At 71.4% G+C, this 20,761-nt stretch carries 16 protein-coding genes; 6 read left to right on the forward strand and 10 right to left on the reverse strand.

What is annotated here, in order from left to right; genetic code table 11:
- Window positions 1-41: 41 nt before the first annotated feature.
- From OG494_RS13475 to OG494_RS13485, 3 genes are read right to left on the reverse strand one after another with little or no spacing between them, the layout of a single operon-like run.
- The gene (locus OG494_RS13475; RefSeq protein ID WP_328455495.1) at window positions 42-929 is read right to left on the reverse strand and encodes an aminoglycoside phosphotransferase family protein; all 888 of its coding nucleotides are present in this window, start codon (window positions 927-929) and stop codon (window positions 42-44) included.
- The gene (locus tag OG494_RS13480; protein WP_328455496.1) at window positions 929-1,744 is read right to left on the reverse strand and encodes an SCO1664 family protein; all 816 of its coding nucleotides are present in this window, start codon (window positions 1,742-1,744) and stop codon (window positions 929-931) included. Before OG494_RS13480 ends, OG494_RS13475 begins: the two co-directional genes overlap by 1 nt.
- A gap of 2 nt (window positions 1,745-1,746) precedes the next feature.
- Window positions 1,747-2,322 (reverse strand): DUF3090 domain-containing protein, encoded by a 576-nt coding sequence (locus tag OG494_RS13485; protein WP_328455497.1) that lies wholly within the window; start codon window positions 2,320-2,322, stop codon window positions 1,747-1,749.
- A gap of 76 nt (window positions 2,323-2,398) precedes the next feature.
- Between OG494_RS13485 and OG494_RS13490 the strand changes: the two genes are divergently transcribed.
- The 3 genes from OG494_RS13490 to OG494_RS13500 are packed head-to-tail and all read left to right on the forward strand — an operon-like array spanning window position 2,399 to window position 5,636.
- Window positions 2,399-4,324, forward strand: coding sequence for a prolyl oligopeptidase family serine peptidase (locus OG494_RS13490; RefSeq protein WP_328455499.1), 1,926 nt, complete (start codon window positions 2,399-2,401; stop codon window positions 4,322-4,324).
- Window positions 4,321-5,226, forward strand: coding sequence for a S66 peptidase family protein (locus OG494_RS13495; protein ID WP_328455501.1), 906 nt, complete (start codon window positions 4,321-4,323; stop codon window positions 5,224-5,226). The genes OG494_RS13490 and OG494_RS13495 overlap by 4 nt, the downstream gene beginning before the upstream one ends.
- A complete protein-coding gene (locus OG494_RS13500; protein WP_328455503.1) occupies window positions 5,223-5,636 on the forward strand; it encodes a TIGR03668 family PPOX class F420-dependent oxidoreductase in 414 nt (137 codons plus the stop codon). Before OG494_RS13495 ends, OG494_RS13500 begins: the two co-directional genes overlap by 4 nt.
- 24 nt (window positions 5,637-5,660) lie before the next feature.
- Here OG494_RS13500 and mptB read toward each other — a convergent pair whose 3' ends face one another.
- The 5 genes from mptB to OG494_RS13525 form a co-directional block, all read right to left on the reverse strand.
- Window positions 5,661-7,196: a polyprenol phosphomannose-dependent alpha 1,6 mannosyltransferase MptB gene (mptB, locus tag OG494_RS13505; protein ID WP_328455505.1), complete on the reverse strand. Its 1,536-nt coding sequence runs from the start codon at window positions 7,194-7,196 to the stop codon at window positions 5,661-5,663.
- Window positions 7,197-7,277: 81 nt separating this feature from the next.
- Window positions 7,278-8,927, reverse strand: a complete 1,650-nt coding sequence (locus OG494_RS13510) for an ABC transporter ATP-binding protein (RefSeq protein ID WP_328455507.1) — start codon at window positions 8,925-8,927, stop codon at window positions 7,278-7,280.
- Entirely contained in the window at window positions 8,924-9,826 is a 903-nt protein-coding gene (locus OG494_RS13515) for an ABC transporter permease (protein WP_328455509.1), read from the reverse strand. The genes OG494_RS13510 and OG494_RS13515 overlap by 4 nt, the downstream gene beginning before the upstream one ends.
- Entirely contained in the window at window positions 9,823-10,842 is a 1,020-nt protein-coding gene (locus OG494_RS13520; RefSeq protein WP_328455510.1) for an ABC transporter permease, read from the reverse strand. Before OG494_RS13520 ends, OG494_RS13515 begins: the two co-directional genes overlap by 4 nt.
- A gap of 2 nt (window positions 10,843-10,844) precedes the next feature.
- Window positions 10,845-12,677 carry an ABC transporter substrate-binding protein gene (locus OG494_RS13525; RefSeq protein ID WP_328455511.1) on the reverse strand — a complete coding sequence of 611 codons (1,833 nt, stop codon included), beginning with the start codon at window positions 12,675-12,677 and terminating at the stop codon, window positions 10,845-10,847.
- 179 nt (window positions 12,678-12,856) lie between these two features.
- Here OG494_RS13525 and OG494_RS13530 point away from each other — a divergent pair, with 179 nt between their 5' ends.
- The gene (locus tag OG494_RS13530) at window positions 12,857-13,684 is read left to right on the forward strand and encodes a M55 family metallopeptidase (RefSeq protein WP_328455513.1); all 828 of its coding nucleotides are present in this window, start codon (window positions 12,857-12,859) and stop codon (window positions 13,682-13,684) included.
- Window positions 13,677-14,984 (forward strand): M20/M25/M40 family metallo-hydrolase, encoded by a 1,308-nt coding sequence (locus OG494_RS13535; RefSeq protein WP_328455515.1) that lies wholly within the window; start codon window positions 13,677-13,679, stop codon window positions 14,982-14,984. The genes OG494_RS13530 and OG494_RS13535 overlap by 8 nt, the downstream gene beginning before the upstream one ends.
- Here the strand turns inward: OG494_RS13535 and OG494_RS13540 are convergent.
- Together OG494_RS13540 and OG494_RS13545 are read right to left on the reverse strand one after the other, a co-directional pair.
- A complete protein-coding gene (locus OG494_RS13540) occupies window positions 14,981-15,253 on the reverse strand; it encodes a hypothetical protein (protein ID WP_328455517.1) in 273 nt (90 codons plus the stop codon). The genes OG494_RS13535 and OG494_RS13540 overlap by 4 nt on opposite strands.
- A gap of 30 nt (window positions 15,254-15,283) precedes the next feature.
- A complete protein-coding gene (locus tag OG494_RS13545; protein ID WP_328455519.1) occupies window positions 15,284-15,931 on the reverse strand; it encodes a bifunctional class I SAM-dependent methyltransferase/NUDIX hydrolase in 648 nt (215 codons plus the stop codon).
- 448 nt (window positions 15,932-16,379) lie between these two features.
- On the opposite strand from OG494_RS13545, the gene OG494_RS13550 reads away from it, so the two are divergent.
- On the forward strand, window positions 16,380-20,690 hold the full coding sequence (locus OG494_RS13550) for a GH92 family glycosyl hydrolase (protein WP_328458935.1): 4,311 nt from the start codon (window positions 16,380-16,382) through the stop codon (window positions 20,688-20,690).
- Window positions 20,691-20,761 lie beyond the last annotated feature (71 nt).

Raw genomic sequence — 20,761 nt, forward strand, 5'->3', positions numbered from 1 at the left:
GGTAGTGGTCCGAGGGACCTGGGCAGGTGACGCCACGCCGGTCAGCGTGCCATCTCCAGCAGGGCGTCGATGAACGGCGTGTGCTCGCCGCGGCGCAGCGGGCCGTGCGCGAGCAGCGGGGCCAGCGCGACGCACCAGGCGTGGACGCGCTCGGCGTCGAGGTGCGGCACGTGCGGGGCGAGCAAGCTGATGCCGTCGTCGATCGTGCCGCCCGCCGCCATCGGCAGGAAGGCCCAGTCGACGGCATCCATGGCCGGGTCGCCGACGCTGGGCCGGGGGTCGATGGCGACCACGCCGCGATCGGGGCCGGCGTCGAGGACGTTGCCGGGGTGCAGGTCGCCGTGCACGACCGCGACCGGACCGCCGGCGGCGGCCAGGGCGAGCGCCCGGTGCCGGGCCCGCGCGAGCAGGTCGCGGGTCAGGTACTGCTCGGCCGCGGACCCGGGGACAGTGCGGTCGGTGATGTCGTACATGAACGTCACCCGGTCGGTCAGCGGCGGGAGGTCGGCCGGGGTTGCGACGCTGTGCAGCTGGGTGAGCAGGTCGCCGATCTCGGCCCACGGGACGTCGCGGCCGCGCAGTTCGGTGCCGGGAACCAGCCCTTCGAGCAGGATCGCACCCGCGTCGAGATCGGTGTCGAGGAGCTGCACGGCCCGGGGGCAGCCGGCCCACGCGCGCAGTCCCGCGGCCTCGAGCCGGGCGATCTCGGGGTCCGGGGTCAGTTTCAGGACCTGCAGGTCACCGCCGGGGCCGGTGCACAGGAGCGTGCGGCCCGTGTTGCCGGGCCGGGCCTCGCGGACCGCCAGGCCCCAGCGAGCGCTCAGCCGGGCCACCAGGTCCGGGAGCACGTCACACCACGGGCCGGCCACGTCCGCGCCGAAGCGGGTCACCAGCCGGGCGCGCGCGGCGTCGTCGAGGACCGACGTCATCAGAACAGGGGCCAGGGAACCGCGCGCCAGTCGTCGCCGGGCTCGGGGAAGATGCCTTCCGCGAGCAGCAGGTCGGTGCGCTCGGCCAGGGCCCGGATCTCGAACTTGGTGATGTGCTCGGCCAGCTGTTCGCCGAGCTTCCCGTCGATCTCCGAGCGCAGCTTCCGCAGTTTCTCGACGGTGTCCGGCGGCACCGGTTCGCCGATCCAGCCCCAGAGCACGGTCCGCAGCTTGGGGTCGGTGTGCAGGCAGATGCCGTGGTCGACGCCGTAGACGCGGCCGTCGACGCCCGGCAGGAGGTGCCCGCCCTTGCGGTCGGTGTTGTTGACGACGATGTCGAGCACGGCCAGATCGCGCAGGCCGGGGTGGTCGGCGTGGGCCAGCACCGCGGGCTCCCCGAACCGGTCCTGGGCGTGCAGCACGACCCGCCAGCCGTCGGGCAGGTCCTCGGGGGCGCGGACCTCGACCAGGTCGTCCTCGGTGGTCTCGATCCACAGCTGGACCATGCCGGGGCCGAACGGGCCGTCGCGCAGCACGGTCGGCGGGATCCCGCCGATACCGCTGGCCTCGGCGATGATCGCGGTGGCGACCTCGCGGCCGGCGAGCGTGCCGTCGGGGAAGTCCCAGAGCGGCTTCTCCCCCGACACCGGCTTGTACACGACGGTGCCGGTGACGCCGTCGAGCTCGATGGCGCAGAACAGCGTCACGTTGGAGGCGTCGACGAGCCGGCCCTCGACGTCGATGCGGCCGTGCGTGACGAGCTCACGCGACGCCGGGTCGGCCGGGTCCGGCTGTTCCGCCGGCGTGTCGGCCATGGTCAGTCTTCGCCCGCGTCGGTGTCGCGCCGGTAGCCGTTCTGCCGGGGGCAGATGTGCCCGGCCGGGTCGAGCGGCTCGCCGCACAGCGGACACGGCTTGCGGCCGGCGTTGACGACGCGGTCGGCGCGCTCGGCGAAGGCCCGCGCGGCGGCCGGGGTGAGGAAGACGCGGACGGCGTCCGGGCCTTCCTCGGTGTCGTCCAGCACGACCGTTTCGTCGACCTCGCCCTCGGTGATGGCGAGCAGCTCGATGACGACGGCGCTGGAGTCGGCGTCCCAGCCGAGGCCCATGGTGCCGACGCGGAACTCCTCCTCGACCGGCACGGTGAGCGGCTCGAGGTCGACGAGGTCGTCGGGAGCGTCTTCGGGCACATCGGCGCCGAAGCGGCTCGCCACCTCTTCGAGCAGCGAGCCGAGCCGTTCCGCGAGGACGACGACCTGCTGTTTTTCGATGGAGACGCTGATCGTCCGCACTTCCTCCGAGGCCTGGAGGTAGAAGGTGCGGTCGCCGGGCTCGCCGACGGTGCCGGCGACGAAGCGATCCGGCTGGCGGAAGACGTGGATTACGCGAGACATAGCACCAACGACCCTAGGCCACCGGCGCATGATCGGCATCCGCCGCCCCTCGTTCCCGGGCCGCTAGCCTCTGGGGGTGTCTCCGATCTCCCCGTACGGAACGTGGCCCTCGCCCATCTCCGCCGCCGAGGTGGCCGCCGCCGGCGGCGGCCCGCAATGGCTCGACGTCGTCGGCGAAGAGGTGTGGTGGGCCGAAGCAAGGCCTGGTGAGCAGGGTCGGGTGGCCCTCGTGCGCGCGCTGCCGGGCGGCGGGACCGAGGACGTGCTCCCGGCGCCGTGGAACGTCCGCAACCGGCTGCACGAGTACGGCGGGAAGCCGTGGGTGGCCGTCGGCGGTGTGGTGGTGTTCACGCACTGGGCCGACCAGCGCGTGTACGCCCAGGGGCCCGACGGTGTGGTCGCGCTCACTCCGGAGCCCGCGGTGCCTCAGGCCGTCCGCTACGGCGACCTCGGACCGGGGCGGCCCGGCGAGGTCTGGGCGGTGCGGGAGCGCAGTGCCGGCGAGCGCCCGGCCGACGTCGAACGCGAGCTGGTCGCGATCGCGGTGGCCGGCGGCGCCGAGCGGGTGCTGGGCGCGAGCCACCACTTCCTGACCGTGCCGAAGCTGTCGCCGGACGGGCGCCACGCGGCGTGGTTCGGCTGGGACCACCCGGCGATGCCGTGGGACGGCACCGAGCTGTGCGTCGCTCCCGTGCTCGACGACGGCACGTTCGGCCCGCACCGGGTTCTGGCGGGCGGCCCGGACGTCGCCGTCTGCCAGGTCGAGTGGGAGTCGGCGGACACGCTGCTGGCGCTGCTGGACCCGGACGGCTGGTGGAACCTGCACCGCGTCGGCCTCGACGGGACCCTGACGAACCTGGCGCCGGTCGAGCGGGAGCTCGGCGGCCCGCTCTGGAAGCCGGGCGGGCGCTGGTTCGTCCCCCTCGGCGGCGGCCGCCACGCGGTGCTGGCGGCGAGCCGGCTGGCCGTGCTGGACGAGGCGGACGGCTCGGTGACCACCGTGGCCCACCAGCTGACGGCGTGGTCGAGCTCCGGGTTCGCGGCGTACGAGGGCGGGGTCGCCGGGGTCGCGGCCGGGCCGATCCGCGAATCCGGCGTCGTGCACTACGCGATCGACGCGGACCTGCTGACTGACCTGACTCAGCAGCCGGAGCTGGCCGTGTCCCACGTGCCGGTGCCGGACGAGCGGGTGTTCACGACGACCGGCGGCGAGACCGTGCCGGTGGTGCTCTACCCGCCGTCCAACCCGGAGTTCACCGCGCCGGATGGCGAGGTGCCGCCGCTGCTGGTGCACGTCCACGGCGGCCCGACGGGCCAGCACCTGCCCGTGCTGGACCTGGAGATCGCGTACTTCACCAGCCGCGGGTTCGCCGTCGCGGCCGTCAACTACGGCGGGTCGACCGGGTTCGGCCGCGCCTACCGGGAGCGGCTGCGCGAGCAGTGGGGCTTGGTCGACGTCGCGGACTGCGTCGCGGTGGCCGAGGCGCTGGTGGCGGCCGGGCTGGCCGACGGCGAGCGGCTGGCGGTCCGGGGCGGCAGCGCCGGCGGGTTCACCGCGGCGGCGTCGCTGACCACGACGAAGACCTACCGCGCGGGCACCGTGATGTACCCGATCGTGGACCTCGCCGGGTGGACCGGCGACGGCGGCGAGACGCACGACTTCGAGTCGCGCTACCTCGAAGGGCTGGTCGGGGCGCTGCCCGCGCACCGGCAGCGCTACGTCGACCGGTCGCCGCTGGCGAACGCCGGGGCGCTGGCCGGGCCGGTGCTGTTCCAGCAGGGCCTGGAGGACCGGATCTGCCCGCCGGAGCAGGCGGACCGGTTCGTGGCCGGCCTCGCCGGGCGCGGGATTCCGTACGCCTACCAGCGGTTTCCCGGTGAGCAGCACGGGTTCCGCCGCGCGGAGACGATCATCGCGGCGCTGGAGGCCGAATTGTCCTTCTACGGCCAGGTGTTCGGGTTCGACGTGCCGGGTGTGCCGCGGCTGGAGCTGTCGTCGTGAGGCCGCCGCGGTTGCGGGCCGGCGACACCCTGGCCCTGGTGGCGCCGGCCGGTCCGGTGCCGGCGGACCTGCTGGAGAAGGCGCTGCCGGTGCTGCGCGGCTGGGGCGTCGAGCTGCGGATCGGGCCGTGTGTGCGGGCCGAACCGGGATCGCCGCCGTACCTGTCCGGTTCGGACGCCGCGCGGGCGGCGGAGTTCACCGACGCGTGGCTGGACCCGGGTGTGCGGTGCGTGCTGGCCGCGCGCGGCGGCTACGGCGTGCAGCGGATGCTGGACTTGGTCGATTGGGCGGTGTTGCGCGAGGCGGGGCCGAAGGTGCTGGCCGGGTCGAGTGACATCACGGCGTTGCACCGGGCGGTGGACGTCCACTTGGGACTGTCCAGTTTGTTCTCCCCGATGCCGGCGAGCGTGCTGTTCGACGACGTCGCGGTGGAGCACCTGCGGCGGGCGTTGTTCGAGCCGGAGCGGAACCTGGTGGTCCGGGGAGCCGCGGCGTCGGCGTTGGTGCCGGGGCGGGCTTCCGGACGGCTGGTGGGCGGGAACCTGTCGTTGCTGGCGGGTGGCATCGGGACGCCGGAGCACGGGTCGGCGCGGGACGCGGTCGTGCTGCTGGAGGACGTCACCGAGAGCGTGTACCGGCTGGACCGGATGCTGACGCAGCTGCTGCGCAGCGGCTGGTTCGCCGGCGTCCGCGGCATCGTGCTGGGCTCCTGGGCGGCGTGCGGCGCCCCCGCGGACGTCGAGGCGCTGCTGCTGGAGCGGCTGGGGCCGCTCGGAGTGCCGATGCTGAGCGAGTTCGGGTTCGGTCACGTGGCGTCGTCGCCGACGTTGCCGTTGGGTGTGCCGGTGACCCTGGACGCGGACCTGGGGACGCTGACGTTCGACTCCCCGGCGCTGACATGAGGCTGCTTCCCGCGGAGGCTCGCTCCCGGTTCGCCGCCGCACGGGTGGCCCGGCTCGCGACGGCGTCGGCGGCCGGGGTGCCGCACCTGGTCCCGGTGACGTTCGCGGTGCACGGCGACCGGATCGTGTTCGCGGTGGACCACAAACCGAAGTCGACGACGGCGTTGCGGCGGCTGGCGAACATCGCGGAGAACCCGGCGGTGTGTTTCCTGGCCGACGGCTACGACGAGGACTGGTCCCGCCTGTGGTGGACCCGCGCGGACGGCGTCGCGCGGGTCCTGTCCGACGCCGACCGCGCGGAGCCGGTGTCGTGGCTGGTGGCGAAGTACGGCCAGTACGCGGAGCGGCCCCCGGAGCACGCGGTGGTCTCGACGCTGATCCACACCTGGCGCGGCTGGACCGGGTCGTGAGTGTTCAGGGCGGTTCTGACCGCTCTAGTCGCGGAGGAACTTCTCCGGGCGGCGCCAGGCGTCGATGAGACCCAGGGGGTCCGGGCGCAGCAGCGACGCCGCCGAGTACAGGCTCGCCACCACGACGAGGGCGATGAACCACCAGTCGTAGAGCGCCTGTTCGCCTGTCGGGTAGTAGACCAGGGTCACGAACACCACGACCGCGACGACGACCGCGAGGTGCCGGGGCTGCCACTTGAACGCCGACAGCAGCACAAAACCCCAGGTCAGGTACCACGGCAGGGTCGGCGGCATGAGGATCGCCACCGCGAGCAGGGAGATGCCGGCGCGGTAGACGGCCTCGTTGCCGCCACTGCGGGCGAGCCACCACTGGCGGACACCGATGCCGATCAGCAGGAGCATGCCGGCCGCGCGGGCGACCGTGACGAACGGCGAGACCTGGACGTCGACGACCAGGTGGACCAGGTTGTAGAAGACCTCGCCGATGCCGGTGGGGATGTTGAGCCAGTTCGCGATGAGCTGCGGGGCCTTGAGGCCGGACCACCAGCCGAGGTTGAGCGATCCCAGCGAGATCCACGTGCCGGCGACGAACACCGGCAGGAACAGCCCGACCGAGGCGGCGCCGGCGCGCAGGAAGTTGCGGACCTTCGACTCGCCGGCCATGTGGTTGGCCCACATCCAGACGATGAACGGCAGGGCGATCGCCGCGGTGGGCTTGATCAGCATGCCGATCGTCACCAGCACGACCGCGACGACGTGTTTGCGTTCCAGGGCGGCGAGGACGCCGATGGTGAGGAACGCGAGCATCATCAGGTCGTTGTGCGGGCCGCCGAAGAGGTGGATGACCATCATCGGGCTGGCCACGGCGAGCCACAGCGCGACCGGGAGCTTGCCGCCGAGGTGCTTGACCAGCCGGGGCAGCGCCCACAGCGTGCCGGCGAGGCCGACCAGCAGGACCAGGCGCATCAGGATGACGCCGAGGATCATGTTGTCGCCGGAGACGGCGACGACGCCCTTGGAGATCAGCAGGAACAGCGGCCCGTACGGCGCGGGGGTGGTCTGCCAGAGCGGGTGGACGTTCTGCACCACGTTCGGCAGCACGTCGAGCTCGGCGGGGCCGTTGGCGTACGGGTCGAGGCCGTAGAGCAGCTGGGCGCCCTGGCCGAGGTAGGAGAAGACGTCGCGGGTGAACAGCGGCGGCGAGATGAGCAGGGGCGCCATCCAGCAGCCCGCGGCGACCAGGATCGGGCGGCTGCCGATGCGGCCGGCCAGCACGTAGCGGCCGAGCCGGACCCAGGCCCACACCACGAGGCCGAAGCCGGTGTAGAGGACGGCGTTGGCGAGCATGCGCCCGTGGCCGTAGCGGATCCACGAGAGCGGGCCGTGGCCGAGCACGGGGTCCTTGATCAGGATGCCGCCGGCGCCGAAGGCGGCGATCATGAGCAGCGTGCTGCCGACCGTGCCCATCGCGATCGTGCGGTACGGGAATCGCGAGGGCGTGAGAAGTCGCTCGGCCAGTCCGGTCGAGGACGTCTGCGCGGGGTCGGTGGTGGTCGCCATTTCCGTTCGGAGGTTACACAACGCGCCTGGGTGACCTTTCCGCAGTGCCGGTTTCCCGCGAGCGGGTCCGGCACCGCGGGTTCAGGCCTCCGCGGTGCGGCGCTGGGCGGTGCCGCCGGGCAGGGCGGCCAGCAGGGACTTCGTGTACTCGTGGTGCGGGTCGAGCAGGACCTGTTCGACGGTCCCGGTTTCGACGAGCTCGCCGCGGTACATCACGGCGACCCGGTCGGCGATGTTCCAGGCCAGCCCGAGGTCGTGGGTGATCACCAGGCCGGCCAGCCCGAGCTCGCGCCGCAGGCGCAGCAGCAGGCCGAGGATCTCACCGCGGACGGACGCGTCGAGCGAGGCGACCGGCTCGTCGGCCACCACCACCGACGGTTCCAGGGCCAGGGCCCCGGCGATCACGACGCGCTGGCGCTGGCCGCCGGAGAGCTGGTGCGGGAGCCGGTCGGCGTACTTCTCCGCGGGCCGCAGCTCGGCGGCCTCCAGCGCCCGGTGCACGACCGCGCGCTCGTCGCGCAGGCCGTGGATGCGGGGGCCTTCGGCGACGGCCTCGTAGACGGTGTGGGCCGGGTTGAGCGCGCTGGTCGGGTCCTGCAGCACCAGCTGGACCCGACGGCGGTAGGCCTTGAGCCCGGCCCCGCCGGCCGGCACCGGCTTCCCGGCGTAGCGGACCACACCGGAGTCGGGTTTCTGCAGGCCGAGCAGGGTGCGGGCGAGCGTCGTCTTGCCGGAGCCGGACTGCCCGACCAGCGCGACGATCTCGTCGCGCGACACCGTGAGGTCGACACCGGCGACGGCGTCGATCCGCTTGCCGGTGCGGTCGCGGAACGACACCCGCAGGTTCTCCGCTTCCAGCAGCGGCTTGCTGTCGGCGCCGCGTGAGGCCGGTTCGGGCGGCAGCGGGGTGCTGGTGGCCGGGGCGAACCGGGACACCGGGTCGCCGACGGTCGGGAACGCCGCCGCCAGCGCCTGGCTGTGCGGGTGCCGCGGGTCCGACATCAGCTCGGCGCTGGGCCGTTCCTCGACGATCTCGCCGTCGTACATCACGGCGATGCGCTCGCAGGTGGCGGCGAGCACGGACAGGTCGTGGCTGATCATGATCAACCCGATGTCCTGTTCGGCGACCAGCCGCGAGAGCAGGGCGAGGACCTGGGCCTGGACGATGACGTCCAGCGCGGTGGTCGGCTCGTCGGCGATGATCAGCCGGGGCGAGCAGGCCAGGGCCATCGCGATCATGACGCGCTGCTTCTGCCCGCCGGAGAGCTCGTGCGGGTAGGCGCCGGCGCGGCCCGGCGGCAGGTCGACCTGGCTGAGCAGGTCGGCGACGCGGGCGTCGACCTCGGCGTCGGACAGCATCCTGCCGTCGCTCGGGTGCAGCCGCAGCGGCTCGGCGATCTGCTCGCCGATCCTGCGGACCGGGTTGAGCGCGTGCATGGCGCCCTGGAACACCACGGACGCCTCGGCCCAGCGGACCGCGCGCAGCCGGCCCCACTTCATGGCGGTGACGTCTTCGCCGTCGAGGAGGATCTCGCCGCTGATCTTCGCGGTGCGCGGCAGCAGCCGCAGCACGCTCATCGCGACCGTGGACTTGCCGGAGCCGGACTCCCCCGCCACGCCGAGCGTGCCGCCCGGGTCGAGGGTGAGGCCGACCCCGCGCACGGCCGGGATGTCGCCGCCGGCCGTCTCGTAGGTGACGGTGAGGTCCTTGAGCTGCAGCAGCGGGGTCACTTCTTCAACCTCGGGTTGAGCACTGTCTCCAGTCCCCGGCCGACCAGGGTGAAGCAGAGCACGACGAGCACGATGGCGATGCCCGGCGGGAGCAGGTTCCACCAGGCGCCGCGGGTGACGGCGCCGTTGTTGAGCGCGGTCTCCAGCATCGCGCCCCAGGAGACGGCGTTCGGGTCGCCGACGCCGAGGAAGGCCAGGGTGGCGTCGGCGATGACGGCGTTGCCGACGACCAGGGTGGTGTTGGCGAGCACGAGCGGCAGCACGCCGGGCAGGACGTGCTTGCCGACGACGTGCAGGTGTCCCCCGCCCAGTGCCCGGGCCCGCTCGATGTAGGGCCGGCTCTCGATGGTCAGCGTCTGGGCGCGGACCAGCCGCGCGGTGGTGGGCCACGCGGTGAGGCCGATCGCGACGATGACCGTGGTGGTGCCCTGCGGGAGCACCGCCGAGAGCGCGATGGCCAGCACCAGCGACGGGAGCACCAGGAAGAAGTCGGTGAACCGCAGCAGGATCGTCGAGGTCCAGCCGCCGAAGTGGGCAGCCGTGATGCCGATGAGCGTGCCGATCAGCACGGACAGGACGGTCGCGGAGAACCCGACGAGCAGCGAGATCCGGGCGCCCCAGAGGGTCATGAGCAGCACGGACCGGCCGTCGATGTCGGTGCCGAGCCAGTATGCGCCGCTGGGCGGGTGCAGCGGGCCGCCGTTCGCCTTGGTGACGTCGAGACCGCTCTCGTCGCTGATGAGTGGCAGCAGCAGCGCCATCACGACGGTGACGGCGAGCAGGATCAGCCCGGTGAGCGCGCCCTTCTGGGTGGCGAACTCGCTCCAGGTGCGCGCCACGGCCTGCCGGCGGCGCCGCCAGGCGATCGCCCGCGGCGATTCGATGGACTCGGTGGTCATGAGGTGCGCACCCTCGGGTCGAGCACGCGGTAGAGCAGTTCCGCGAGCAGGTTCATCAGCACGACGGCGCCGGCGAGCACCACGAAGACCCCTTGCAGCACCGGCAGGTCCGGCCCGTGCAGCGATTGGTAGGTCAGCTGGCCGAGACCGGGCCAGCTGAACACGGCCTCGACCGACACGGCGCCGGCGACGACCCCGCCGAACTGCATGAACACCAGCGTCGTGGTGGGCAGCAGCGCGTTCGGCACGGCGTGGCGACGGCGGACGAGGTCGTCCTTGAGCCCCTTGGCGCGGGCGGTGGTCAGGTAGTCGGCGTTCATCTCCCCCAGCAGCGACGAGCGCATGATCAGCATGTACTGGGCGTAGAACACGGCCAGCAGCGTCACGCACGGCAGCACCAGGTGGTGCAGCACGTCGAGGGTCTGGGAGAAGAAGTCCGGTGCCGCGTCCGGGGAGTGCATGCCGCGGCTGGGGAACAACCCGTTCGTGGCGACCAGCAGGATCAGGCCGAGCCAGAACTGCGGCACCGACCACAGGGTGAGCGCGATGCCGGTCTGGGTCCGGTCGAACGCGCTGTCGCGGCGCCAGGCCGCGCGCGTGCCCAGCCACAGCCCGAGCGCGACGGCGAGCACGGTCGCGCTGCCGACCAGCAGGATCGTCGGCCAGAGGCGTTCGCCGATCATGTCGGCGACCGGGCGCTGTTCCAGGTAGGACGTGCCGAAGTCGCCGTGCAGCAGCTTCCACAGGTAGTCGCCGAACTGCTGGAACACGGGCTTGTCGACGCCGAGGCGTTCCCGCAGCTCCGCGATCTGCTTCGGGTCGGTGGGCCGGTCGCGGATCATCGTGGCGACCGGGTCGCCGGGCAGCATCCGGAACAGGAAGAAGAACAGCACGATCACCAGCAGGATGCTGACGAGCGCTTCGACGACCTTCTTGAGGACGAACCGGGCGGTGCCGGTCCCGCCGTGGCGCTCGTCGGGGTCGACGAGCGCCACGGCTTGTTCGGGGGCGGTCATTCCTACTCGCGGTCTTCCGAGGTCTTGGTGCGGCGGCTGATGATGACGAGCCCGCCGATGACGATCACCACGACGATGACGCCGACGACGATCCACACGACGGTGCCGCTGTCGCCGGAGTCGGCCGCGGCCTCGGTGCCGGCCGGGGTGGCGCCGTAGACGCCCCAGTAGCCGGACTGCTCGAGGATCGCGCCCTTGGGCTGCGGCTGGGTGGTGAAGCCGGAGAACTTGTCGGAGCGGTAGGCCTCGAGCGCGTTCTGGTAGTCGAGCACGACGTTGACGGCCTGGCTCGCCAGCCGCGCCTGGGCCTGCTTCACCGTGGTGGCGCGCTGGGCGTCGTCGGTCTCGGTGAGCTGCTTGGCGCGCAGCGCGTCGAACTCGGGGTCGCAGAAGAACGTGTCGGTCGTGGCGCCCTTACCCTGGGCGTTCGGCCGGGCCGCGCAGGTGTGCAGCTGCAGCGCGGAGTCCGGGTCCGGGTTGGTCGCGTAGCCGGAGATGGCCAGGTCGTAGTTGCCGGCGGTGGTGCGGTCGTTGAGCTCGTCGTCGGAGACGAGCTCCTGCTTGACCGTGATGCCGATGTCCTTGAGCCAGCCGGAGACGTACTGCGCGAGCCGCTGGTCGTAGGGCCGGTTCGAGTGCCCGGTCAGGCGCAGCTCCAGCTTCGCGCCGCCGGGGGCGGTGCGGACGCCGTCGGCGCCCTTGACGTAGCCGGCCTGGTCGAGGGCGGTGTTGGCGGCGGCCGCGTCGAACTTGACCTGGTCGGCGCCCTGGGGTTCCCAGTGGTAGGCCTGGTAGATCGGCGGGACGATGCCGGTGCCGAGCTCGGCGTGGCCGCCGGTGACGCGGTCGACGATCGTCTGCTTGTCGATGGCCTGCACGATCGCCTTGCGCAGCCGGATGTCCTTGAGCACCGGGTTGCCGTTGCCGATCGGCTGGTTCTGGTTGTTCTGGACGCCGAAGTTGAGGTTGATCTCGTCGTAGCGGCGGCTCGGGGCGGCGTTGGTGGTGATGTTCGGCTGGCCGTTGAGCGAGTCGTACTGGGTCGGGGTGAGCCGGTTGATGACGTCGACCTCGCCCTGGCGCAGCGCGTTCACCGCGGCCTCGGCGTCCTTGAAGATGAGCAGCTGCAGTTCGTCGACCTTGGGCGCGCCGCGCCAGTAGTTCTTGTTGGCCTTGAACTTCACGTACTCGTTCTGCTTGTACTCGGTGAGCTGGTAGGGCCCGTCACCGACGCCGACGACCGAGATGTCGTCGGTCTTGGGGTCGTTGAGGTCCTTGATCGGCGCCCAGACGTGCTCGGGGACGATCGGGACGTCGAGCAGGTTCATGTCCGACTGCACGGTCTTGGTCTTGATGACCAGCGTGGTGTCGTCGGGGGCGGTGACCGTGTCGAAGTTGGTCACGTAGCTGCCGTTGGCCGTGCGGGCGTTCTCGTCGGTCAGCATCCGGTTGAACGTGAACGCGGCGTCCTTGGCCGTGACCGGCTGCCCGTCGCTCCACTTGGCCCCGGAACGGATCTTGAACGTCCAGGTCAGCTTGTCCGGCGAGGGCGTCCACGACTCGGCGAGCGCGGGCGAGGCCTGCGCGGTCTCGGCCGAGGGGATGGTCAGGAACTCGTAGACGAAGCGGCCCACCTGGGTGGACGCGGCCAGCGACGCGGTGAACGGGTTCAGGTGGTCGATGCCGGTGGTCAGCGCGACCCGGAGCACCTTGCCCTGCTGCGCCTGTGCGGGCGCGGCGAGCGGGATCGCCGCCAGTGTCGCCGCGGCCAGGACCGCCGCCAAGCGGCCGAACCGGCCGACTCTGCCGTGGAAATGCACCAAAAACCACCCCATCGTCTCGCTGTGAGCCTCCCCAAGGACGAGAAGTAACCACATACCCGGACAACCGCGCAATATGTTGCCGCCTCGGCAGGTGTCCGATCGTTATCGACGAGACATTGCTCACGCAGCGTGACATCGGGAAGGCGGGATTCGGTGCTCGCGGGTCGCGCGGGCTGGTTAGAGTGCCCCGCATGCGCATCATGATCTCGGCGGACATGGAGGGCGCCACCGGCGTCACCTGGACCGACGACGTCGTGCCCGGTTCGCCGCAGTGGGACCGCTTCCGGCGGCTGTTCACCGGCGACGTCAACGCGGTGCTGGCCGGGCTGTTCGACGCCGGAGCGGGCGATGTCCTGGTGAACGAGGCGCATTCCTCGCAGCGGAACCTGCTGCTGGAGGACCTGGACCCGCGGGCGCGGCTGCTGACCGGGCGGCACAAGCCGCTGTCGATGATGCAGGGGATCGACTCCGGGGTGGACGGTGTCGTCTTCCTGGGCTACCACGCCGGTGCCGGGTTCGACGGGGTGCTTTCCCACACCTACCTGGAGAACCAGATCACCGGGGTGTGGCTGGACGACGTCCCGGCGAGCGAGGGCCGGTTGAACGCGGCGATGGCCGCGGAGTACGGCGTACCTGTCCTGCTCGTTTCGGGTGACGACGAAACGTGCCAGGACGCGCGTGATTACGCACCGGACGCGGAGCTGGTCCAGGTGAAGGAGTGCGTCAGCCGGTACGCCGCGATCTGCCTGCCGCCCGCGCGCACGGCGGAGCTGCTGAGCACCGCGGCCGCCGACGCGATGGCGCAGGCCGGCCGCCTGGAACGCCGCGTCGGGCCGCACCGGATCGAGGTCGAGTTCGACGCGAGCCACCTGGCCCAGGCCACCGCGGTGATCCCGACGGTGGAGCAGATCGGCGTGCGGCGCGTCGGGTTCGACGCGGTGACGATGACCGAGGCGATGAAGGCGTTCAAGGTCGTGACGGCGATCGCGGCGGGGGCGGTGCAGGGCATCTATGGCTGACGTGGCGGACGCTGTACAGATCTGCGCGGACCTGATCCGGTTCGACACCACCAACCGCGGCGGGGGTGACGCCGAGCCCGAGCGGCCGGCGGCGGAGTACGTGGCCGCGTTCCTGGACGGCCTCGGCATCCCGTCGAAGATCTACGAGGCCGCACCGGGCCGGGCCAGCGTGATCGCGCGGGTCGCGGGCACCGACCCGGCGCTGCCCGCGCTGCTGGTGCAGGGCCACCTCGACGTCGTCCCGGCGGACGCCGCGGACTGGTCGGTGCCGCCGTTCTCCGGCGAGGTCCGCGACGGCTACCTGTGGGGCCGCGGCGCGACCGACATGAAGGATTTCGTGGCGATGGTGCTCGCCGCCCTGGCCGGCGGTGTCCGGCCGCGCCGCGACGTCGTGCTGGCGTTCGTCGCCGACGAGGAGGACCGCGGCGACTACGGCGCGCACTGGCTGGTCGCCGCGCACCCCGAGCTGTTCGAAGGCTGCGCGGCGGCGATCAGCGAGTCGGGCGGCTACACCTACCACGTGCCCGCCGCCGACGGCCGGATCGTGCACCTGTACCCGGTCGGGACGGCCGAGCGCGGCACCGCGCACCTGCGCCTCACCGCCCGCGGCCGCGCCGGGCACGGCTCACGGCCCAACGACGAGAACGCCGTCACCCGGTTGGTGGATGCGTTGCACCGGATCGCGGCCCACCGCTGGCCGGTGTCGCTGACGCCGACGGTGCAGGCGTTCCTGGAGCGCACCGGTGCGGCTTTGGGTGTCCCGGTGGACCTGTCCGATGGGGACGCGGTGGACGCCTCGGTGGCGGCGCTGGGCCCGGCGGGCGGGCTGGTGGTGCCGACGGTCCGCAACAGCACGACCCCGACGATGCTGGACGCGGGCTACAAGGTGAACGTGATCCCGACGACGGCGACCGCCCAGGTCGACGTCCGGGTGCTGCCGGGCACCGAGGACGCGTTGTTCGCGGAGCTGGACGAGCTGCTCGGCGAGGGCGTCACGCGGGAGTTCGTCGCGCACCAGCCGCCGGTGCAGGCCCCGGTGGACTCGCCGTGGTTCGCCTCGATGGCCACGGCTTTACAGGCCGAAGACCCCGAGGCCGTGGTGGTGCCGTACTGCATGGGCGGCGGCACCGACGCGAAGGCGTTCGCCCAGCTCGGGATCGTGAACTACGGCTTCGCGCCGCTCTGGCTGCCGGCGGGCTTCCCGTACCGCGCGATGGCGCACGGGGTCGACGAGCGGGTCCCGGTGGCCGGCTTGCACTTCGGGACGCGGGTGCTCACCCGGTTCCTGGAGAGCTGCTAGACCTGGGACTCCGCGCCGACCTCGGCGACGGCCCACACGACGCACCGCACCCCGGGTTGGTCGGTGAACCCCTGGGCCAGCATGTCGTCGTAGTAGCGGCGCGCGTTCGCTTCGTCGGCGTAGACCTGCACCATGTGGCCGTCGAGGGTCCAGGTCCCGTGGACGAACCCCGGCGTGCCGACCTTGCTCGAGGCCATGAGCGGCACCTGGGCGCGCAGCTCGTCGAGTTTCTCCGGCGCGATGTCCCAGACTCCGATGACGGCCCACATGCCCTGTGAGTCGCGGGCGGACCGGACGCGTTACCGGGTGAAGGTGGCCCAGTGGCGGGCGCCGTCGCGGACCGTGCCCAGGTCGGCCAGGCGCAAGCCGTCCTGGGCGATCGACTCGATCTCCGCCCGGCTGAACGGCCAAGGCGGGCTGACCCACGTCTCGACGTCCGTGCTCTCCTCCGCGACCTCGCTGACCACCAGCGTGCCGCCCGGGGCGACGAACCCGGCCAGCGACGTGAGGGCCGCCGGGCGGAAGTCGCGGGGCATGGCCTGGATGTTCATGATCTCGACGACCAGGTCGAACGCGTGGTGCCACTCCCCCGGCGGCTTCAGCAGGTCGGCCACCACGTAGTCCACTGTGGACTCCGGGAAGCGGGCGCGGGCGGCCTTGACCGCGGTCGGGGCGACGTCGAAGCCCGTGACCGCCCAGCCCGCGGCCGAGAGCAGCTCCGGGTCGTCGCCGAGGGCGCTGCCCACGACCAGGGCGCGGCGGCCTTCGCCCGGGTGCTCGGCCGCCCAGGTCACCAGGTCGGCCTGGGGTTTGCCGCGGGTCCACGGGACGACGGCTTCGCCGCGTTCGGCGGCGGTGTAGAGCTGGTCGAACCACCCCGTCGGGTTGCCGTCGGCGAGGGAGGCGCGGGAGAGGGCACGGTCGGCGATGGGGTCCGGGGTCGACATGATCACGACCTTAGCGACGGCTCCGGACCCGCGTGACCGCTTTTCCCGCGCGACCGGCCTTGGCGCCTGCCGTAGAGGGAGCTGCCGGCCCAGTCGACGATGCCGCAGAAGCTTCGAACGGACGGCCGGTTCGACATAGCCTGATGACGTCCGTGGTGGCGCCCGGCAGGGTGAACCCGCGGACCAGGTCGCCGCAGGCGGTGATCGGCCGGACGGCCGAGTTCGCGGCGGCGGTCGCCGCGGGGGTCGATCCCACGGTGGCCAGCAGGAGCGGCGAGGGGTCCGGACGGTTCTCACCAGGTCCCCCGGTGGTTGGGTTGTCCAGTTCTGGCCAGGTTTGCCGACCGGCCTTGACATCGATGTCACCCGCGCGTTTGTCTTCCTAGCGCGCCGCCGGTTCCCCGTCGCGCGGTGCCGTTGTTCATCCCCTCCAGAGCTTGGAGCAATGATGCCCCGAAGCGCCAGACCACCGGTCGCCATGATGCTGGCCGCCACCGTGGTCGCCGCCGGCCTGGTCGCCCTCCCCGCGGCCGCCTACGCCGCCGAGGACGCCCTCCCCGCCGACTTCTCCTCGTCGTTCGAGCCGGGTGACCCCCAGCCGACGTGGACCGACACCGTCGACACCGACGCGGCGGGCAAGCCGCGCGCGTTCGGCGTCAACGGCGCGAACGGCACCGCGATCCCCGGCGACATCCGCGGCAAGGTCACCGAGACCAGCGCGAGCAGTGAGAACACCGACGGCGGCGAAGTGGTGTCGAACCTCGTCGACGGCACCACCGACACCAAGTGGCTGTCCTGGGACCCGACCGCGTGGGCGCAGATCTCGCTGTCGGAACCCACGTCGATCACGCACTACGCGCTCTCTTCGGCCAACGACTTCGACAACCGCGACCCGAAGGACTGGACGCTGCAGGGCTCGAACGACGCCCTCGCCTGGACCGACCTGGACAAGCAGGCCGCCCAGGCGTTCACCGCGCGGTTCCAGCAGAAGGACTACAAGCTGGCCGCGCCGACCGCGGCGTACAAGTACTTCCGGCTGAACGTCACGGCCAACAACGGCGGGCCGATCCTGCAGCTCTCGGAGCTGCTGCTGGCCAACGACGACCCGACGCCGCCGCCGCTGCCGAACATGCGCAGCTTCACCGACTCGGGCCCGACCAGCGGGTACACGAACAAGAACCGCGTCGGCTTCACCGGTATGAAGGCGTTCCGCTACTCCGGCAGCCAGACCGAGGCCGGGCACGGCTGGTCGTACAACAAGATCTTCGACGTGAACGTCCCGGTCGTGGCCTCGACCGAGCTCTCGTACAAGGTGCAGCCGCAGTTCATCACCGGCGACCTGAAGTACCCCAGCACCAACGTCGCGATCGACCTCGCTTTCACCGACGGCACGTACCTGCGCAACCTCGGCGCGACCGACCAGTACGGCTTCCCGCTGACCCCGGAGGGCCAGGGCGCCTCGAAGGTGCTTTACGCCAACCAGTGGAACCTGGTGCGTTCGGCGATCGGGCAGGTCGCCAAGGGCAAGACGATCGACCGGATCCTCGTCGGGTACGACAACCCGAACGGCCCGGGTTCGCTGCAGGGCTGGCTGGACGACGTGAAGGTGTCGGCGACCCCGACGCCGCCGTCGAGCACCCGCCCGAGCGACAACGTGGTCACCACGCGGGGCACGATGGCCAACAGCACGTTCTCCCGGGGCAACAACTTCCCGGCCACGGCCGTGCCGCACGGGTTCAACTTCTGGACCCCGGTCACCGACGCCGGCTCGGGCAGCTGGCTCTACAACTACAGCACCCAGAACAACGCGCAGAACCTCCCGCAGCTGCAGGCGTTCAGCGTGAGCCACGAGCCGAGCCCGTGGATGGGTGACCGGCAGGCGTTCCAGGTGATGCCGTCGGCGGCCGCCGGGGTACCCGACGCCAACCGCGACGCGCGGGCGCTGCCCTTCAAGCACAGCGACGAGGTCGCGCGGGCGCACTACTACGGTGTGCAGTTCCAGAACGGGATCAAGACCGAGATCACGCCGACCGACCACGCGGCGATGATGAAGTTCTCGTTCCCGGGTGCGGACTCGAGCCTGATCTTCGACAGCGTCAACAACTCGGCCGGACTGACCCTCGACCCGGCCACCGGCACGCTCTCGGGCTACACCGAGACCAACGTGTACGCCGGCGCGGGCCGGATGTTCGTCTACGCGACGTTCGACAAGCCCGTCACCGCGGGCGGCAAGCTCACCGGGCAGGGCCGCGACAACGTCACCGGCTACCTGCGGTTCGACGCCGGCGCCGACAAGACCGTGAACATGCGGATCGCGACGTCGCTGATCAGCGTCGACCAGGCGAAGAAGAACCTCGCCCAGGAGATCGCCCCGGCCGCGACCTTCGACACCGTGCGCGACGCGGCACAGAAGGCGTGGGACGACCAGCTGAAGGTGATCGAGGTCGAGGGCGCGTCGAAGGACCAGCTCACGACGCTCTACTCGAACCTGTACCGGCTGTTCCTGTACCCGAACTCCCAGTTCGAGAACACCGGCACCGCCGACAAGCCCGCCTACAAGTACGCGAGCCCCGTGTCGCCGAAGACCGGCGCGGACACCGTGACCCAGACCGGGTCGAAGGTGGTCGACGGCCAGATGTACGTCAACAACGGCTTCTGGGACACCTACCGCACGACGTGGCCGGCGTACTCGCTGCTCACACCGGACATGGCCGGGAAGATGGTCGACGGGTTCGTGCAGCAGTACCGCGACGGCGGCTGGATCGCCCGCTGGTCCTCCCCCGGCTACGCGGACCTGATGACCGGCACGAGCTCGGACGTCGCGTTCGCCGACGCCTACCTCAAGGGCGTCAAGAACTTCGACGTCAAGTCGGCCTACGACGCGGCGCTGAAGAACGCCACGGTGACGCCGCCGAACTCGGCGGTCGGCCGCAAGGGCCTGGACCAGGGCATCTTCCTCGGCTACACACCCAACACCGCCAGCGAGGGCTTCTCGTGGGCGATCGAGGGCTACGTCAACGACTTCGGCATCGCCAACCTGTCGAAGAAGCTGGCCGACGAGGCGGCGCCGAGCGACCCGCGCAAGGCGGAGTACCAGGAGAACTACGAGTACTTCACCAGCCGCGCCCAGCAGTACGTGAACCTGTTCGACCCGAGCACCGGGTTCTTCCAGGGCAAGGACGCGAGCGGGAAGTTCACCAAGACGAAGGACCAGTACGACCCGCGCTCGTGGGGTGGTGACTACACCGAGACCGACGGCTGGGGCATGGCGTTCACCGTGCCGCAGGACGGCAAGGGCCTGGCGAACCTCTACGGCGGTCAGGCGGGCCTGGCGACCAAGCTGGACCAGTTCTTCGCCGACCAGGAGACCGCCGACTACCCGGGGTCCTACGGTGGCGTGATCCACGAGATGCGGGAGGCGCGGGACGTGCGGATGGGCCAGTACGGCCACTCCAACCAGCCTTCGCACCACCTGCTCTACATGTACGACTACGCGGGTCAGCCGTCGAAGACGCAGGCGAAGGTCCGTGAGGCCCTCTCGCGGCTCTACAACGGCGCCGAGATCGGCCAGGGCTACGCCGGCGACGAGGACAACGGCGAGATGTCCGCGTGGTACATCTTCAGCGCGCTGGGCTTCTACCCGCTGCAGATGGGCAGCCCGAACTATGCGATCGGGTCGCCGCTGTTCAAGAAGGCCACGATCCACCTGGCCGGCGGCAAGAACCTGGTGATCAACGCGCCGAAGAACAGCGCGAAGAACGTCTACGTCCAGGGCGTGAAGGTCAACGGCAAGGCGTACAGCTCGACGTCGCTGCCGCAGGATGTCATCGCCAAGGGCGGGACGATCGACTTCGACATGGGCCCGAACCCGTCGAAGTGGGGCACCGGCCCGAACGACGCGCCGACGTCCATCACCAAGGACAACGCCGTTCCGACACCGCTGCACGACGAGACCGGCGACGGCAAGGGCACGCTGTCCACTTCGGACGGCTCGAACGCGGGTGCGCTGCTCGACAACACCTCGCGCACCCAGGCCGCCGTCACCGGCGCCCTGCAGTACCAGCTCAACTCGACCGACGAGGCCGTCAGCCACTACACGCTGACGTCCCAGACCGGTGCGGGCGACCCGAAGAGCTGGACGCTGAAGGGCTCCTACGACGGGAAGACGTGGGCGGTCGCGGACCAGCAGACGAACCAGGCGTTCAGCTGGCGGCAGCAGACCCGCGCGTTCAAGGTGGCCAACCCGGCGCACTACGCCTACTACAAGCTCGAAGTCACCGCGACCAGCACCGGCGCCCCGGCGCAGCTGGCCGAGTTCGAGCTGCTGGGCAAGCCGGACGCCTCCTGCACGCAGACCATCACCGGTGACCACAAGGGCCCGCTGACGGTCTCGAGCGGCACGGTGTGCCTGCAGGACGCGACGGTGTCGGGTCCGGTGACGGTGGGCCGCGGCGCGAACCTGATCGTCCGCGGCGGCGAGATCAAGGGCCCGCTCGCGGCGACGGGCGCGGGTCAGGTCGTGCTCAACCGCACGAAGGTGGACGGTCCGGTGGCGATCACCGGGGTGACCGGGCAGGTGTCGATCGAGCTGACGAACGTCGGCGGCCCGGTCGCGCTGACCGGCAACCACGGGCCGGTGCTCACGTCGAGCACGGTCGGCGGTCCGCTGGCCTGCGCGGCGAACTCGCCGGCTCCGACGGACTACGACCTGCCGAACACCGTCCGCGGTCCCTCCGCCGGGCAGTGCGCGAAGATCTAGTCCCGCAGTAGGTTCGAGGTAGGTCCGTGAAGGCCTCCTCACCGGCTCTTACCGCCGGTGAGGAGGCCTTC

It is taken from the genome of Amycolatopsis sp. NBC_00438, from assembly GCF_036026695.1.
In the GTDB taxonomy this organism is placed as follows: Bacteria; Actinomycetota; Actinomycetes; order Mycobacteriales; family Pseudonocardiaceae; genus Amycolatopsis.

Excerpts from the sequence above, each read along its gene's own strand:
- OG494_RS13475 (WP_328455495.1), bottom strand. The coding sequence starts at position 929 with ATGACGTCGGTCCTCGACGACGCCGCGCGCGCCCGGCTGGTGACCCGC.
- OG494_RS13515 (WP_328455509.1), bottom strand. The coding sequence starts at position 9,826 with ATGACCACCGAGTCCATCGAATCGCCGCGGGCGATCGCCTGGCGGCGC.
- OG494_RS13520 (WP_328455510.1), bottom strand. The coding sequence starts at position 10,842 with ATGACCGCCCCCGAACAAGCCGTGGCGCTCGTCGACCCCGACGAGCGC.
- OG494_RS13550 (WP_328458935.1), top strand. The coding sequence starts at position 16,380 with ATGCCCCGAAGCGCCAGACCACCGGTCGCCATGATGCTGGCCGCCACC.
- OG494_RS13480 (WP_328455496.1), bottom strand. The coding sequence starts at position 1,744 with ATGGCCGACACGCCGGCGGAACAGCCGGACCCGGCCGACCCGGCGTCG.
- OG494_RS13530 (WP_328455513.1), top strand. The coding sequence starts at position 12,857 with ATGCGCATCATGATCTCGGCGGACATGGAGGGCGCCACCGGCGTCACC.
- OG494_RS13545 (WP_328455519.1), bottom strand. The coding sequence starts at position 15,931 with ATGTCGACCCCGGACCCCATCGCCGACCGTGCCCTCTCCCGCGCCTCC.
- OG494_RS13525 (WP_328455511.1), bottom strand. The coding sequence starts at position 12,677 with ATGGGGTGGTTTTTGGTGCATTTCCACGGCAGAGTCGGCCGGTTCGGC.
- mptB (WP_328455505.1), bottom strand. The coding sequence starts at position 7,196 with ATGGCGACCACCACCGACCCCGCGCAGACGTCCTCGACCGGACTGGCC.
- OG494_RS13540 (WP_328455517.1), bottom strand. The coding sequence starts at position 15,253 with ATGTGGGCCGTCATCGGAGTCTGGGACATCGCGCCGGAGAAACTCGAC.
- OG494_RS13500 (WP_328455503.1), top strand. The coding sequence starts at position 5,223 with ATGAGGCTGCTTCCCGCGGAGGCTCGCTCCCGGTTCGCCGCCGCACGG.
- OG494_RS13485 (WP_328455497.1), bottom strand. The coding sequence starts at position 2,322 with ATGTCTCGCGTAATCCACGTCTTCCGCCAGCCGGATCGCTTCGTCGCC.
- OG494_RS13535 (WP_328455515.1), top strand. The coding sequence starts at position 13,677 with ATGGCTGACGTGGCGGACGCTGTACAGATCTGCGCGGACCTGATCCGG.